The organism is Brevundimonas huaxiensis, from assembly GCF_014218725.1.
Taxonomy (GTDB): Bacteria; Pseudomonadota; Alphaproteobacteria; order Caulobacterales; family Caulobacteraceae; genus Brevundimonas; species Brevundimonas huaxiensis.
Genome location: NZ_JABBJE010000003.1, coordinates 93319 through 108830 on the forward strand (window position 1 = coordinate 93319; position 15512 = coordinate 108830).

General features: G+C 67.8%; 12 protein-coding genes and 1 tRNA gene. 4 read left to right on the top strand and 9 right to left on the bottom strand.

What is annotated here, in order from left to right; translation table 11 throughout:
• Nucleotides 1-17 precede the first annotated feature (17 nt).
• From HF680_RS07765 to HF680_RS07780, 4 genes are all read right to left on the bottom strand, one after another.
• On the bottom strand, nt 18-4256 hold the full coding sequence (locus tag HF680_RS07765) for a translocation/assembly module TamB domain-containing protein (RefSeq protein ID WP_185224644.1): 4239 nt from the start codon (nt 4254-4256) through the stop codon (nt 18-20).
• Nucleotides 4253-6043 (bottom strand): autotransporter assembly complex protein TamA, encoded by a 1791-nt coding sequence (locus tag HF680_RS07770; protein ID WP_185224645.1) that lies wholly within the window; start codon nt 6041-6043, stop codon nt 4253-4255. The genes HF680_RS07765 and HF680_RS07770 overlap by 4 nt, the downstream gene beginning before the upstream one ends.
• 44 nt (nt 6044-6087) lie before the next feature.
• Nucleotides 6088-6351 carry a hypothetical protein gene (locus tag HF680_RS07775; protein ID WP_066626126.1) on the bottom strand — a complete coding sequence of 88 codons (264 nt, stop codon included), beginning with the start codon at nt 6349-6351 and terminating at the stop codon, nt 6088-6090.
• A gap of 73 nt (nt 6352-6424) precedes the next feature.
• Nucleotides 6425-7513, bottom strand: a complete 1089-nt coding sequence (locus tag HF680_RS07780) for a CaiB/BaiF CoA transferase family protein (RefSeq protein WP_205196142.1) — start codon at nt 7511-7513, stop codon at nt 6425-6427.
• A gap of 88 nt (nt 7514-7601) precedes the next feature.
• On the opposite strand from HF680_RS07780, the gene HF680_RS07785 reads away from it, so the two are divergent.
• Nucleotides 7602-7678: transfer RNA gene (locus HF680_RS07785), tRNA-Lys, on the top strand.
• Nucleotides 7679-7723: 45 nt separating this feature from the next.
• On the opposite strand, the gene HF680_RS07790 is transcribed toward HF680_RS07785, so the two are convergent.
• Nucleotides 7724-10150 carry a PAS domain-containing protein gene (locus tag HF680_RS07790; RefSeq protein WP_185224647.1) on the bottom strand — a complete coding sequence of 809 codons (2427 nt, stop codon included), beginning with the start codon at nt 10148-10150 and terminating at the stop codon, nt 7724-7726.
• 112 nt (nt 10151-10262) lie between these two features.
• On the opposite strand from HF680_RS07790, the gene HF680_RS07795 reads away from it, so the two are divergent.
• The gene (locus HF680_RS07795; RefSeq protein WP_091745976.1) at nt 10263-10802 is read left to right on the top strand and encodes a hypothetical protein; all 540 of its coding nucleotides are present in this window, start codon (nt 10263-10265) and stop codon (nt 10800-10802) included.
• Nucleotides 10803-10805: 3 nt separating this feature from the next.
• Here HF680_RS07795 and tgt read toward each other — a convergent pair whose 3' ends face one another.
• From tgt to HF680_RS07810, 3 genes are all read right to left on the bottom strand, one after another.
• Entirely contained in the window at nt 10806-11918 is a 1113-nt protein-coding gene (gene tgt, locus HF680_RS07800) for a tRNA guanosine(34) transglycosylase Tgt (protein WP_045810185.1), read from the bottom strand.
• Nucleotides 11919-12392: a hypothetical protein gene (locus HF680_RS07805; RefSeq protein WP_185224648.1), complete on the bottom strand. Its 474-nt coding sequence runs from the start codon at nt 12390-12392 to the stop codon at nt 11919-11921. It abuts the gene before it with no gap.
• A 63-nt stretch (nt 12393-12455) separates the two neighbouring features.
• Entirely contained in the window at nt 12456-13214 is a 759-nt protein-coding gene (locus HF680_RS07810) for a tRNA1(Val) (adenine(37)-N6)-methyltransferase (RefSeq protein WP_185224649.1), read from the bottom strand.
• A 198-nt stretch (nt 13215-13412) separates the two neighbouring features.
• Between HF680_RS07810 and HF680_RS07815 the strand changes: the two genes are divergently transcribed.
• Nucleotides 13413-14354 (top strand): polyprenyl synthetase family protein, encoded by a 942-nt coding sequence (locus HF680_RS07815; RefSeq protein ID WP_235968906.1) that lies wholly within the window; start codon nt 13413-13415, stop codon nt 14352-14354.
• A complete protein-coding gene (locus HF680_RS07820; RefSeq protein ID WP_185224651.1) occupies nt 14351-14986 on the top strand; it encodes a squalene/phytoene synthase family protein in 636 nt (211 codons plus the stop codon). The genes HF680_RS07815 and HF680_RS07820 overlap by 4 nt, the downstream gene beginning before the upstream one ends.
• Nucleotide 14987: 1 nt before the next feature.
• Here the strand turns inward: HF680_RS07820 and HF680_RS07825 are convergent, their stop codons facing one another.
• Nucleotides 14988-15479: a MarR family winged helix-turn-helix transcriptional regulator gene (locus HF680_RS07825; protein ID WP_039245510.1), complete on the bottom strand. Its 492-nt coding sequence runs from the start codon at nt 15477-15479 to the stop codon at nt 14988-14990.
• Nucleotides 15480-15512: the final 33 nt, after the last annotated feature.

Sequence of the window (15512 nt, forward strand, 5' to 3'; positions counted from 1 at the left end):
AGCGGCAGCCGCCGCGCCTAGCGGTTGCGGCCGCCCCGGTTCGGACGACGGTCGCCCGCCTCGCGGCTTTCGTGACGCCAGCGGATCGACAGGCTGGTCTGGCCCTGGCCGCCGAACTGCGAGGCGATGGCGACGTTGCGTCGAGGCTGCCACTCGACCTTGACCGCCGCACCGTTCTGCCCGCCGCCGATGACCTCCAGATAAACATCGTCGGTGATGTAGCGACCGCCCGCGACCGTCACCGCAGACGCATCGCCGCCGAACGACAGCCGGTCCAGCCCCGCCAATTCGCGCAGGTTGCCGATCACGTCGAACCCGCCGCCGCCCGCCAGGGCCGCGACCCCGGCCGCCAGCTGAGCCGCCTCAAAGGCCGACAACTGCGACGCCGAGCGTCCGAACAGCACCTGCGACAGGATTTCGTCCTGGGGAAGGGACGGGGTGGAGGTCAGGGCGATCTTGGGTTCGGCGGCCGTTCCGGTGACGTTGATCGAAGCGGTCAGGGCCGCGTCCTCACGTGTCGCCGCCAGGTTCAGACGGATCTGCTTGGGATCGGTCGACAGGGTGACGCGACCCGTGTCGTCGAATACGAACCGCTTGCCCGCGAACTCATAATCCCCCCGCACCACATTGGCCGTGCCGGTCAGTTGCGGCTGGGCGATGGTGCCGCGCACCCGGGCGTTCACGTCCAGGATCACGTTCAGGCCGCGCCCGTTGACCCGCACCTTGCCGCCGCTGGAACGCAGGACGATGTCCATGCCGATCTGCGGACCGCGCGCCTTCTGCTCGGTCTCCTCCGGATCGCCGCCGGGACGATTGATCTCGACCACATCCATCGAGACGATGCCGGTCGCGCCGGGCAGCTCCGGTTCGATCTTGGCCTCGTCGATGTCGATGCGGCCGCCCAGCTGGATATTGCCGTCGGCGCCGCGCACGATGGTGATCGGGCCCGAGGCGCGCGCCTCGGCGATATCGTTATCGATGACCCGGAAGCGGTTCAGCATCAGCTGCGCGTTCGATCCCGAGCCTTGGCGCAGGCCGATGCGGCCCTGGCCAGACACCGTGCCGCCCTTGCCGTCGTTGGCCGTGAAGGTCTCGATCTGGGCGGCGGTGTCGTCGAAGCGCGTCCGCAGCGTCAGGTCGCTGAGCACCAGACCGACCGCGTTCTCGCGATAGGAGCCTTGGCTCAGATCGAACCGGCCGTTCAGACGCGGCGCGTTCAGCGTCCCGCCGATCGTCGCCTGACCCGCCACCTGACCCGCCAGGCTGCGGTCGCCGCCCAGGAACAGGTCCCAGATCGGCTGGATCTGCCCATTGATCGACACCCGGCCCGACATTTCGCGCGTGCGGGCGATGGCCAGCCGCAGCGGCGCGGCCGAGGCCTCGACCGGCAGGACGACGTCAGCCGAGGCCTGAACCGCGCCTTCATCGACCGCCGTCGCCTTGATGCTCAGCCGGTCGCCCGTCAGGGTCGCGTCCACGCGTCCGTCGACGGCCAGGCCGCGCGGCGCGTCGATGCTGCGCACGTTCTGAAGGGCGATATTGGCCGTGCCCGACAGGTCGCTGCCGGCGCCGCGCAGGGCGACCTGGCCCGTCACGCTGCCGCGCAGTTCAGGCGAGATAGAGCCTAGATCGACCCGCGTCAGGTCGGCCTGGATGGCGGCGCCGCGCGCATCCTGACGCAGGTCGGCCAGCAGCACGCCGCCGCCCACGCCCAGATCCAGATGCGCCGTGCGCGTGGCGCCGTTCAAGGTGATCGAGGCCGGGCTGCGGGTGGTGAACGCCACCTCGCGCACCCGTCCGCCGCCGCGCAGCGTCAGACCGTGGGTCGTGTTCTGACGCGAATAGACGCCGGTGCCGTTGAACTGGGCCGGGTTGGGGCCGCCCACGTCCAGCGCCAGGGTGAAGGGCAGGTTGTTCAGCGTGCCACGCCCGTCCAGATCCAGCTTGCGAATAATCCAGCTCTGGCCCGCCAGCCGGACATTGCGACCGCTGACGTCCAGAATGGCGCTGTCCGATCCGCCGCCGTCGGTCAGCCGCACCCGTCCGTTGGCTTCGCCCGAAGCCAGGAAGGCCCCGGCCCGCGCCGAGAAGGTCAGGTCCGCGCTGGAAGGAATGCTGTCGGACAGGGCGATGGCGCCCCTGGCCGTCACGCCGCCGGCGTCCACGTCCAGATCGCTCAACCGTATGCGTTTGCCGCCCAGGAAGAAGTTGCCCGACGCACGCGCCGGACCATAGTTCGAGCCGCTGACCACCGAAATCCGGCCGTCCGACGCATCCGCGCCCTTGCGGAAGCTCAGCGTCAGGTCGGCGTTGTTCAGCGTCAGCGCGCCGGCCGTCACCTGCTGGAAGCCGGCGGTCAGATCGACGCGCGGCTGGGCCAGGGTGCCGGTCAGGGCGCCGCGTCCGTTCATGTCGCCGCCGATCTCGACCGGCCCGGCCGCGAACGGACCGCGCGCGTTCCAGTCCAGCGCCAGCCTCAGCTTGCCGGCGGTTTCAATGATGCCCTTGGCCCCCGCCCGCCCGGCCGCGCCGGTCAGTTCACCGCGCTCGACCTCGATGCGTCCGCCGTTCAGCTCGCCGGCCAGTTGCAGGCGCGGCGTCTTGCCGAGCAGGCGATCCAGCTCGTCCAGACCCACTGTCAGGTTGCGGCCCCGTCCGTCGAAGTTCAGCACCCATGGCGCGCCGGCCCGCGCCGACGAGGCCCGGATCGGACCGCCGAAGGCGCCGCGCGCGTCGGGCAGCACGCGCCTGGCGTCGGTCAGTTGCGCCTCGCCGCGGAAGTTCATCCCGCCCAGCAGATTGCGCGAGCCCGAGCCGTTCAGCGTCAGGCCCTGGCCCTGCAGATCGACCTTGGTCAGCAGGATGGCGCCGTCCTTCATCCGCGCCGCCTTCATCTGCACGCGCGGGGCGGGACCCAAGAGGCCGCCGATGATGCCTTCGCCTGATCCACCGTTGGCGCGAATGTCGCCGTCCAGATCGATGCGCCCGTTCTTGACCGCGACGTTCAGCGGCCCGGCGATGCGCGTGGCGCGATAGCTGGCGACATTGGCGTTCAACAGGGTGACTTGGCCGTCCAGCGTCCAGGTCTGGGCGTCACCCTTGAACAGGCCGGAATAGGCCGCCGGTCCCGCCACATCGGACCCGACCAGTCGGCTCAGCGAGGCCGTCTGAATGTTGAGGGTGATCCCGTCTGGCGAACTGCGATCGGAGTTGCGAATCAGGCCGCGCGCCTCGGACTGGACGTTGTCGGAAATCAGCTTCCAGGCCACGCCCTGGCCGGCCTTGTCCGGCGTCGGGACCATGGCGAAGCCGAACCGCGCGGTTCGGCCGATCTTGGTGACGAAGGGCGCCAGCAGGTCCGAGTTGCTGAAGTCGGCGAAACCCGAGACGCGCGAGCCCTTGTCGCCGAAATGGCCCTGGACGATCAGGGGAACGAACTGTCCTGTCTGAACCCGCGCATTGACGACGTCGGCGTTCAGAACCGCGACCGCCGAGAAGGGCTGATCCGGCGAATAGCCCAAGGCCCCGGCCAGCGGTCCGCCCTGGGCCTCATTGGCGCGAAGGTTCAGGCGCGTGTCTTCCAGCCTGCCGCCGAAGGTCGCCGCCAGACGCAGGAAATCGCCCGGTCGGTTCAGACTGTCGGCGTTGACCGTCGCGCTCTTGGCGCCCGTGCGCGGCAGACTGGCGTTCCCCGACAGGCTCCAACGGCCGTATTCCTTGGAGAACCCTTCCATCAGTTCGATGTTGGCCGCGAACTTGTCGATCCGGACCGAGATCGGCTGGGGACTGGGCGGTTCGCCGGTGGGCGGCTCGACCACGGGCCGACGCAGGACGCGAATGGTCTCGGCCTTGATGTCGTTCGCATGGAAGCTGCGGCCAAGCAGGGCCAGATACGACCAGTCCATGCTGAGGTTGTTCGCCTCCAGCCAGATGCCCTGACTGTCGGCCAATGTGATGCGGTCGATGGTGAAATCGCTGAGCAGATCGCCCTTCAGCCCATAGACCTTCAGCCGGCCGTAGCGGCTGATCTTCAGGTCCTGAAGCCGTTGCAGCACCATGTCGCGACCGCTGTCCGAGGCGATGTAGTAACGCCCTCCGACCAGGGCGGCGGCGATCAGCACCAGCAGTCCGGCCAGCACCACGCCCACGCCCAGGGTGATGCGTCTGACCAGCCCGCGACGCGGCTTTGCGGGCCGCGTGGCTTTGGCCGGCGTTGTCGCGTCTTCAGGCGTGGCTTCGGGCGGTGTATCGGTCAAAACGCCTGCCCGATGCTGATGTAGATCTGGAAGGCCGAGTCGCCCTCACGCTTGTTCAGCGGCATGGCGACATCCGCCCGGATCGGCCCGAACGGCAGCATGTAGCGCACGCCCACGCCCGCGCCATAGCGCATGTTGGTCAGGTTCGGCGTCTCCTGGAAGCCCACGGACCCGGCATCGACGAAGGCGACGGCCTGGAAGCTTTGACCGATCGACTGGCGCACCTCGAACGAGGTTTCAAACAGCGACAGACCGCCCCGTGGCGTGCCGTCCGGCAGCTGCGGATTGACGTTCTGGTACGAATAGCCCCGTACCGAACCCCCGCCGCCGGAATAGAACAGACGGTCGGCCGGCACGTTCAGCTCGCTGCCGCCGACGATGGAGCCGATCTTCATCCGTCCGGCCAGGATGGTGCGATCACCCGCCACGGGGAAGTAGGCGGTGCCCTGCGTTTCAGTGCGCAGGAACAGGATGTTGCTCTCGCCGGTCACCGCCGTCGGCTGCACCGCCAGATTGACCCGCCAGCCCTTGGTCGGGTTCAGCGGATCATTGGAATGGTCGATGTAGGCGCTGGTCCGCGCGGTGATGATCGCCAGATCACGGTCAAAGGTCACGCGCTGCGGGGGCAGGGTGGTGAAGTCGTAGCGGGTCTCGCTGTAGCGCCCGGCGTCCAGCCCAATTCCATAGTTGAAATAGGAGGTCTTGCCGATCCGCTGTTGCAGGTCGGCGTACAGAACCACAGCGGTGCGCAGATAGGCGTCGGTGTCTTCGTTGACGACCGCCGCGCCCAGCTTCAGCGTCCGGCCGGGTCGTCGCCAGTGGGGCAGGGACAGGTCGGCGCCTATCCGGCTGTCAATGTCGGCCAGTCGTGCTTCCAGCCTCAGGGTGTCCGCGCGGCCGAAGCGATTGTAGCGGGTCTGGATCACGTCCACGCCCGCGCCCTCGGCTGTCGACCAGGTGGCGCCGGCCTCCAGAACGCGACGAGGCCGGTCTTGCAGGCTGACCACGACCGGGCGATGACCATCGGCGGTGATCTGATCCAGCGGCGACAGCGCGACGCTGACGCCGTCATAGACGCCGGTGTCCAGCAGCCGGCGTTCCAGCTCCGCGACCAGTTCGGGATCGTAGCGATCGCCCTCGTTCCACGGCGCCAGGCCCGCGACCCAGGCGGGATTGGTGCGGCCCTGGCTGGTCAGGCGCACGCCGTCCAGACGCACCAGGGCGCCGGAGGCGATGCGATATTCGGGCGCGACGGTGAAGGCCGCGTGATCCACCACGACACGGCGCGGATTGGCCTTGGCGTCGGCATAGCCGTCGCGCACCAGCGCCGCCACGGCCCGACCTTCGCCGGATATGACGTCCGCCGCTCGCCCCGGATCGCCGGCCTTCAGGGCAATGGCGTCTTTGGCCTTGTCCGCCGCCTCGGCTTCCGGCGCGGGATCGGCCCACTGGATCGTCGGATCGGTCAGCAGGAAACGGCGCCCCGGTTCGACCGAGACCACCGCGATCGGCGTCTCCTCGCCCTCGACGATGTCTTCGACGACCGACTGATAGTAGCCTTCGGACCGCAGCAGGGCGGTCGCCGAGGTCACGGCGCTCTCGGCGCGACGGCGGGCCTCGAAGCGGCTGGCCGGCGCGCCGTCCACCTCGCCCACGGCGCGCTCCAGCGCCCGACGCAGATCGCCATCCATGTCGCCCCGAATCTGCGCGCGGGGTTCCGCCGCCGCTGCATGGGCGCAGGCCGAAAACGCCGCGAGGGCGACCAGCAGGGTAGGCCTGAACGTCAAACTCGATCTTTCGTCAAAAGGACGCCCCCCGGCAAACCTGTTCGTCAGTAGAACAGCGTCTCGCTCTCGGGCTGGACCGACTGTTCCGACGTGCGTTCCTCAGGCGGAAGCGTCGTCGACGGCGGGGGTGTGGGCGTCGGGTCCTGAACCTCTGGCGCGGGCGGGGGCGTCTCTTCCTTGACCGGCGGGGGCGCCGGTTCGACCGACATCTCGCGATAGTCGTCGTCCGAGCGCGAAGGACGGTCGTCGCAGGCCGACAGCGCAAGCACGCTAGCGGCGGCGGCCAAGACAAAAATCGAGCGTGTCATGAAAGTCCCCGGTCTCCGCCGACCAAACGCCTGTCGCGCTAAGCTGTTCCCTTAGCGCCGAAATCTGCGTCGGTCATCCTGCGGGATCGGACCATTTTGTGACCATTTGATCCAGGGTCAGTTCGAACTTGGGGGCGGGCGCAGCAACCATGCCGTCGAAACGGGGCGCGGGTTGCGGCAGGCCGCTTTGGAATGTTCCGCGCGCCTTATTGTGCGGATTATCCTGCGCCTCGGCCAGGCTCAGCACGGGCGTGACACAGGCTTCCGTCCCGGCGAAATAGGCGCTCCAGTCGTCACGGTCCCTGCTCGCGAACAAGGCCGCAAGCCGCGCCTGCAGAGTCGGCCAGGCGGCGATGTCGTATTGAACCGCTTCGGCCGGATCAATCTCCAGGCCGGCCAGCAGCGCGGCGTAGAAGCGCGGCTCCAGCGCCGCCACCGCCACGAACCCGCCGTCGCGACAGGCGTAGCACCGATAGAAGGGCGCGCCCCCGTCCAGCAGGTTGGATCCGCGCCGGTCGCTCCACAGTCCCCGACCCCTCAAGGCTTGGAACAGGCCGCCCAGCAGGGCCGCCCCGTCCGTCATGGCGGCGTCCACCACGCGTCCCTGGCCCGTCGTCCTGGCCTCCACCAGCGCGGCCAGCACCCCGACCACCAGCAACATGGCCCCGCCGCCGTAATCTCCGACCAGGTTCAACGGCGGGGAGGGCGGACGATCCGCCTCGCCCATGGCGTGCAGCACGCCGGACAGGCCGATGTAGTTCAGGTCATGTCCGACCGCATTCGCCAGCGGCCCCGTCTGGCCCCATCCCGTCACACGTCCGAACACCAGCGCGGGCTTTCGCGCCTGGAGGACGTCGGGACCATAGCCCAACCTCTCCATGACGCCGGGCCGAAAGCCTTCGATCACCGCGTCGGCCCCATCGATCAGTTGCAGGATGCGCTCGCGATCCGCCGGTGATTTCAGATCGACCGGAACGGCCGCTCGTCCCCGATGCAGGACCTCGCCTCCGACCTCGTCGAAGACCGCCGGTTCGGCCGAGGCTTTGCGCGTCAGCCGCACCACCTCCGCCCCCAGGTCCGCCAGCATCATTCCGGCGAAGGTCACCGGCCCCAAGCCGTCGAATTCGATGATGCGGACGCCATTTAACGGTTTCATGCCCAATGAGTAGCAGACCGGGTCTTGACCGGAAGGCCGGATTACAACAGAAGGCGCCCTTCGACGGTTCGGGCCAGCCCGGACGTCGCGCGGTGCGTCCTTAGCTCAGTTGGTTAGAGCATCTGACTTTTAATCAGAGGGTCCTCGGTTCGAGCCCGAGAGGACGTACCATTTAAAGCCCGCTTCGGCGGGCTTTTTGCTGTCCGGGCCTTGCCTTCAGTGGGTCGCGAAGCGGCCCGGTGCAGTCGCATCCGCGATCGGGGCGTTCGATTTGTCGAGATATTTCGATAGGGTGGCGACCAGGGCGGGCAGTTGCAGCGGCTTGGCCAGGTGATCGTCCATGCTGGCGTCGCGACACAGCTGGATCTGGTCCGGCTGAACATTGGCGGACAGGGCGATGATCGGCAGTCGGCGTCCGCTGCCCTGCTCAATCCGGCGAATCTCGCGCGTGGCTGTCAGGCCGTCCATGACCGGCATCTGCATATCCATCAGGACGAGGTCGTAGACTTCGGACTGCACCGCATGCACCGCCTCGGCCCCATCGCTGGCCGTGGCGACCTCCAGTCCCATGCCGACCAGGATGACGCTGATCAGCTCGCGGTTCGCCGGCGCGTCGTCGGCGATCAACACACGTCCCTCGGGCATGACGCTGAGGCGCGGCCCTTCGTCTTCCGATCCGCCCTCGGCGACGTGCAGCGGGACGGTCACCGTGAACGTCGATCCCAGGCCGGGCTGGCTCGTGACGACGATATCGCCGTCCATCGCCCGTGCCAGCCGCCGCGAGATCGCCAGCCCCAGGCCGGTGCCGCCGTAAAGCCGGGTCGTCGACCGATCCGCCTGCGAGAAACGTTCGAACAGATGGGCCTGGGTCTGAGGGCTCATGCCGATGCCGGTATCGGTCACCTCCGCCGTCAGCCGCCATGCGCCGTCTGCCTCCAAGGCTCCGCCGACCGAAAGACTGACCGAGCCCTGGCTGGTGAACTTCACCGCATTGCCCAGCAGGTTCAGCAGAATCTGCCGAAGACGGGCCTGGTCGCCCATCAGGCGATCCGGCAAGTCCGGCGCCAGATCGACGTGCAGCGCCAGACCTTTGGCCAGACACTGGGCCTCCATCATCTGGACCGTCTCGTGCGCTAGGGCAGCCGGGTCGAAACGCTGGGGCTCCAGCTCGATCATGCCGGCTTCAAGTTTGGAATAGTCCAGCACGTCGTTGATGACCGACAGCAGGGCCTCGCTTGCCGTGGCGATGCGCGCGACATAGCCCTTTTCGGCCTCGGGCAAGGCCTCGCTGGCCTTAAGCAGGTTGGAAAAGCCGATGACGCTGGTCAGAGGCGTACGCAGTTCATGGCTCATGTTCGCCAGGAACTCGCTCTTGGCCGCCGCCGCCGCCTCGGCCCGGTCGCGTGCGGTGACCAGTTCGTCGGCTAGAATCTTGCGATCCGTCATGTCGCGGATGACCACAACCACCTCCGACGGCTTGCCCACCTCGGCGGCCAGCGCGCGGAAGGTGCATTCGACCCAGACGATCGAACCGTCGCGATGAAGGGCGCGGTGCTCCAGGCGGCAGGGCTCCTTGGTGTGGATGGTGCCCAGCACGGCCCGGGTCACCATCTCCCGATCATCAGGATGGACATAGTCCATGGGCCGGCCGTTCATCTCTTCGGTGGTCCAGCCAAGCAGGCTTTCGATCGCCGGCGAGATATATTTGCTGGTGCCGTCTGGACGAACGCGGGTGATCACATCGCCCACGTTTTCGGCCAGCAGCCGATAGCGCGCCTCGTCACGCTGAGCGCGGGCGATCTGGGCCTGCTGGTCCGTGATGTCCTGAAACACGCCGTAAAGGACCTTCACGATCCCAGCGTCGTCACGTTCGGCGCGCGCCTGGGTCAGAACCGCACGCTCCTCGCCATCGGCGCGGATCAGCCGAAGACGCATTTTGTAGCCATCGCCGGTTTTGGCCGAGTGTGCGATCGCCGCCAATAATCCGGGCCTGTCGTCGGGATGATAGCGGTCGATCGCCGAATCGACCTGCGGATCGAAGGTCTTGCGATCCAGACCGTGGATGCGGAACACCTCGTCGGACCAGTGGACCTTGCCGCTGGCCAGTTCCAACCGCCAATGACCGACCCCGGCCATGTTTTCGATCAGCTCCAGCGTGCCGTGGCGCTCATCGCTGACGCGACCGACTTCCAGCGACGCGATGATGTCTTCGGCCATGGCGCCAAGCGTGCGCAGCGTCGCGATCTGGGCGTCGGAGGGGTGAAAGCGGGCTTTGCGATCCATGACGCCGAACGCGCCCAGCGGCTGACCGTCCGGGCCGCAGATCGTTACGCCGGCGTAGAAACGCAGATTATAGGGGGGCGCCACCAGGAAATGATTGCGCGCTGCGGGGTCCGCCAGACCGTCTTCGACCACCAGGACGGCCCCTTTGCCCTGGCGCAGCAGACGGTCGCCGAGGGTGCGTTCGCGCGGTAGGCTTCGAACCAGTTCACGATCGCTGCACCAGAGGACGGCGTTGTCGCCGCTGACCAGGGTGACGACGGCGGCGGGCGCATCGAAAATCGTGCAGGCCAGTTCCGTAAGACGTTGGAACGGACCGGCAGGGGCGTCCAGGGCTTCCAGGCTCTTGGCGATGTAAGGCACGACCGAACTCCAACGACAGGTCAAAGTGACCTGAAATCAGAGAATTCTTCGTTACCGACCGCTTCCGCCGCCAAGCTTTAATCGCCAGCCCACGCGTGGTCTAAGCCAACCCATGAAACGCCTTCTTCTCGCAGTCAGTCTTGTTGCGCTTTCCGGTTGCAATGCCGGTCGGTCGGCGATGGGCGGCGCCGAACAGGTCGGGGCGGGCTTCGCGGCGGCGGCGACGGCGCCGCTGGAGGACTTCAACCTGCGTCGTCAGATGATTCCGACGGTGCTGCTTCAGGCCGAAGCCAATCCCTACGATCTGCGCAATCTGAATCAGTGCACGACCATCGGCGCAGAGGTCGCACGGTTGGACGAAGCGCTGGGACCCGACACGGACGAACCGCCGCGTCAGGACGGCTCCTATCTCAGCGAGCGGGCGGCGGACGCGGCGGCCAAGGCGGCGTTGAACGCCATACGCGACACGACGACCGACTTTATTCCTGGCCGAAACTGGATTCGTCGACTGAGCGGCGCCGAACAGCACTCAAAGCACGTTCAATCGGCCATCCAGTCCGGCCGGATGCGCCGCGCCTTCCTGAAGGGGATGGGCATGCAGCGGAACTGCGCGCCGCCGGCGGCGCCCAGCTGGTTCAGACCGCACCCTTAGGCGTCAGCCGTTCGCAGTGTGGCGGGCGTGGAAGTCGCGCCTGAACTGCTCGAAACGACCCTCGGAAATCGCCGCGCGCATGGCCGCCGTCAGCGCCTGATAGAAGGCGATGTTGTGCCAACTCAGCAGCACCTTGCCGAGGATTTCATCGGCGCGGATCAGGTGGTGTAGATAAGCCTTCGAATACGACGATGATGGGCCGTCGATTGTCGGGTCCAGCGGGTCCTGGTCCTCGGCGAAGCGGGCGTTCTTCAGGTTCAGCGGCCCGTCCCAGGTCCAGGCCTGACCGTGACGGCCGGCGCGGGTCGGCAGGACGCAGTCGAACATGTCCACACCGCGATACACCGCCTCGACCAGATCCGCCGGCTTGCCCACCCCCATCAGATAGCGCGGACGGTCGGCGGGCAGCATTTCGGGCGCGTAGTCCAGCACCTCGCACATCGCCTTATGGCCCTCGCCGACCGCCAGACCGCCGATGGCGTAGCCGTCGAAGCCGATCTCTTGAAGCTGTTCCGACGACTGGCGGCGCAGGTCCTCGAAGGTGGATCCCTGCTGGATGCCGAACAGGGCTTGGTTCTCACGCTCGCCGAAACGGGCCTTGGACCGCGCGCCCCAGCGGATCGACAGCTCCATCGCCTTTCTGGCTGCATCCTTCTCGGCCGGATAGGCGACGCACTGGTCCAACTGCATCGAGATGTCGGCGCCGATCCGGTCGGCCTGGATTTCGATCGACCGCTCGGGCGTCAGAACGTGTTTGGAGCCGTCGATGTGGCTGGAGAAGGTCACGGCCTCCTCCTTCACCTTGGAGATGCCGGCCAGGGACATGACCTGGAACCCGCCGCTGTCGGTCAGGATCGGCTTGTCCCAGCCCATGAACTTGTGAAGGCCGCCCAGACGCTCCATCCGCTCGGGGCCGGGGCGCAGCATCAGGTGATAGGTGTTGCCCAGCAAGATGTCGGCGCCGGTCGCCTTGACCTGATCCACCGTCATCGCCTTAACCGTGGCGGCAGTGCCGACCGGCATGAAGGCAGGGGTGCGGATGTCGCCGCGCGCGGTCTTCAGCACCCCGGTGCGGGCGCGGCCCTCGGTGGCGGAAATCTGGAAGGGGAAAGGCATTCAGGCGATCAGTCGTTCAAGCTGTTCGACGCGCGCCAGATCCTTGGGGCGGCCGAACAGGCGATACAGGGCGATGTGGTCCCGGATGTCCGGGACGAACAGGGGCGTGTCCTCGACGAAGACACGGCGGCGCGAGCCGAAGGCGACCGGGGTCCAGTCGCCGCCGTCGCGGGTCTCCAGATCGGCCATGACCTCGACCAGGATCGGCTGATCCGGCGCGCGCCCGAAGACGGCGGAGCGGAACAGACCTTCGCCCGGATCGGGTATCACCACGCCGCCCAGCGTGCCCAGCAGGCTGCGCGCATCACGCGGCGCGCACAGGACGTCGATGTCGGGCACATGGATGTCGGTCAGGCCATAGAGCGCCATGGCCGCCCCGCCGAAGATCCACCACGGCTCGCGCAGGTCGCGCGCGGCCTCGCCAACGGCGATCAGGCCGTCTTGAAGATCATGCGGAAGGTCGTCGGGTGACACGGGGCGGGCTCGATTTCGTCAGGAGGCGGCATTTAGGCGTTCCGGTCGCGATTGACCACCCGATCACCATCCCAGCGACGCCTCGCCGCGCAGGATCGCCTCGGCCTGGGGGGTGTATTTGCCGCCCTCGCGGTCGTGCAGGATCAGCGGAGGCAGCAGACGCAGCGGCGCGCGCCCGGTCTTTATGGCGTGCACCAGCACCCGCTTGGCCGGCTCGTCCGCGAAGGGATGGATGGGCCGCACAGCGAACGACCCCGCCTTTTCGCCCAACAGAGCCAGCAGATCGGCCAGTCGGTCGGCGCGGTGAACGACCACGATGCGCCCGCCTTCCTTCACCGCCTTCAACAGGAAATCGGTCCACGCCTTCAGCCCGTCGTCGGCCATCCAGGCGCCCCGCTTGCCTTCGGCAGGCGCGCGCAACGCCGTGGCGTCATCGAAGAAGGGCGGATTGGATATGGCCCAGTCGGCCGGCGCTACGCCCAGGGCCCGGAACCCCGCCGCCACGTCGCCCAGACGAATCACGGCGGATCCGGTTGCGTTGTTCAGCGCCGCATTCTCAGTCGCCAGCGCCGCCATCGCCGGATCGCGCTCCACGCCCGTCAGGGTCACGCCCGGTCGTCGCGCCGCGATCTGCATCAGGACCGCGCCCGCCCCGCAGCCCGCCTCGATCACGCTCTGGCCTGCCTCGGCCGGGACCGCCGCCGCCAGCAAAGCCGCATCCATCCCGGCGCGATAGCCGCGCGCGGGTTGACGCAAGCGCACCCGGCCGTTCAACAGGCCGTTCTCGACGATCGTCGTCGGCAGGGTTTCGACCGGCTCCAAGCCTCAATCTCCTTGACCCTCAAGGGGTCGAACATCATTGTGCGCCGCAACTCGCGGGGGCAAGCCGGCCCGGCCGCAATAAGCCATTCCCGCGGCCCGCCGCGCCAGTGAAAGAGTATTCGTTTGGACGTCGCCATCGCCGCCGCTCACCGCCCGAAGGGGGATGTCAACGCCCTTGTCCGGCTGGCTGAGATCGATATGGCGGCCGTGGACGCCCTGATCCTGGATCGGATGCAGTCGGACGTGCCGATCATCCCGAAACTGGCCGAGCATCTGGTGTCGGCGGGCGGAAAGCGTCTGCGCCCCCTGATGACCGTCGCTGCCGCGCGCGCCGTGGGCGCGACGGACGACATCGTCGCGCCGCGCAAGCTGGCCGCTGCGGTTGAGTTCATCCACACCGCCACCCTGTTGCACGACGACATCGTCGATGCGTCCGAACTGCGTCGGGGCAAGGTCGCGGCCCACCTGATCTGGGGGGCTCCGACCAGCGTCCTGGTCGGCGACTTCCTGTTCGCCCGCGCCTTCGAACTGATGGTCGAGACGGATTCGATGCGCGCCCTGGGCATTCTGGCGGAGGCCTCGCGGGTGATCTCCGAGGGCGAGGTGCTGCAGCTGACGCGTGCCCACGACCTGAATCTGGACCAGGCCACCTATCTGCAGATCATCTCGGCCAAGACCGCCGAACTGTTTGCCGCCGCCGCCGAGGCGGGCGCGGTGGGCGCCGGCGCCGATCCTTCTGCGATTAAGGCTCTGCGCGATTACGGTATGGCGTTGGGCATCGCCTTCCAACTGGCCGACGACGCGCTGGACTACGGTGCGACGGCCGAGGCTCTGGGCAAGAACGCCGGCGACGATTTCAACGAGGGCAAGGCGACACTGCCGCTGCTTCTGGCGGTCGCCCGCACGCGCGGCCGCGAGGAAGCCTTCTGGGAGCGCACCGTGACCAAGGGCGAGCGGACGCCCGAAGACTTCACCCGCGCGCGCGAACTGATCATCGGCTCGGGTGCCATCGGCGCGACCCTGGACCTCGCCGGCGACTATGCCGATCAGGCCAAGGCGGCCCTGTCGATCCTGCCGTCCAGCGACTGGCGCGCCGCGCTGGAAGACCTCGCCGATTTCGCGGTGTCGCGCGCCGCTTGACCGAGGCTGCGGATACGCTCGACCAACAGGTCCGCACCGCCGACCTCGACCGCTGGCTGTCCAGCCGCCTAGTCGCGGATGACCGCGCCCGCGCCGACCTGATTAAGCTCTACGCCTTCGAAGCCGAGCTGATGACCATCCCCACGCGCGTGACCCAGCCGCTGCTGGCCGAGATGCGCTACACCTGGTGGGCGGAACAGATGGACGGCGTCTTCGCCGGCGTGCCGCGCAAGGGCCATCCGGTGCTGGAGGCGCTGACCGATCTTGTCGCGCGCCACGGCCTGGACCGTGCGCCGTTCGACGCCTTGATCGACGCCCACATCGGCCGGGTGCGCGAACAGCCGCACGATCTCGACGCCTTCTACGTCGGCCCGATGCAGGTCGCGACGCGCGTGCTGGCAGGGCAGGGGCATGACGCCGCCGTGGCCGACGCGGCCCGCGTCTGGGGGCTGACGCAAACCGGCCGGCGCCAGGAGGCGGCGTCCCTGAAATCCGCCGCCAATGGGGCGCTGAAACGCCTTCCGCCCGAAGGATTCGCGGCCGTGGCTCACGCGACCCTTACCGATCCGGACCAGCCGGAGCCGCTGAAGCGGCTGCGCCTGCTCTGGGCCGTGCTGCGCGGCCGGATCTGACCTAGCCGTTCAGGCCGGCGATCAAGCGGGTCAGCAGGGCGTTCAGCGTTTTCTGATCCTCTCGCGACAGGCCGCTCAAAGCCTCTTTGGCCGTCTCCTGATGGCTGGGCATGATCGTCTCGATCAGGTCGAAACCCTTGTCCGTCAAGCGGACCAGGGTCGCCCGTCGGTCGCTGGGATGCGGGCGCCGCTCGACCCAGCCCGCCTTTTCCAGCCGGTCGATCCGCGCGGTCATGCCGCCGGACGACATCATGGCCGCCTCGAACAGCGCGGTCGGCGTCAGGCCCTCGCGTTCGCCCGATCGGCGCAGCGTCGCCAGCACGTCGAACTCGCCGTGCTGCAAACCATAGCGCGCGAACAGCGGCGTCTGGCGCTCGCGGATCACCAGTTGCGACGCCTCGTTCAGGCGTCCCAGCACTTCCATCGGCAGCATGTCCAGGTCGGGGCGTTGCACGGCCCATTGGGCGGCGGCGCGAGAAGCTCTATCGGGCATGGTTATCTTGACATCGAGATACTTGAGGTCGAG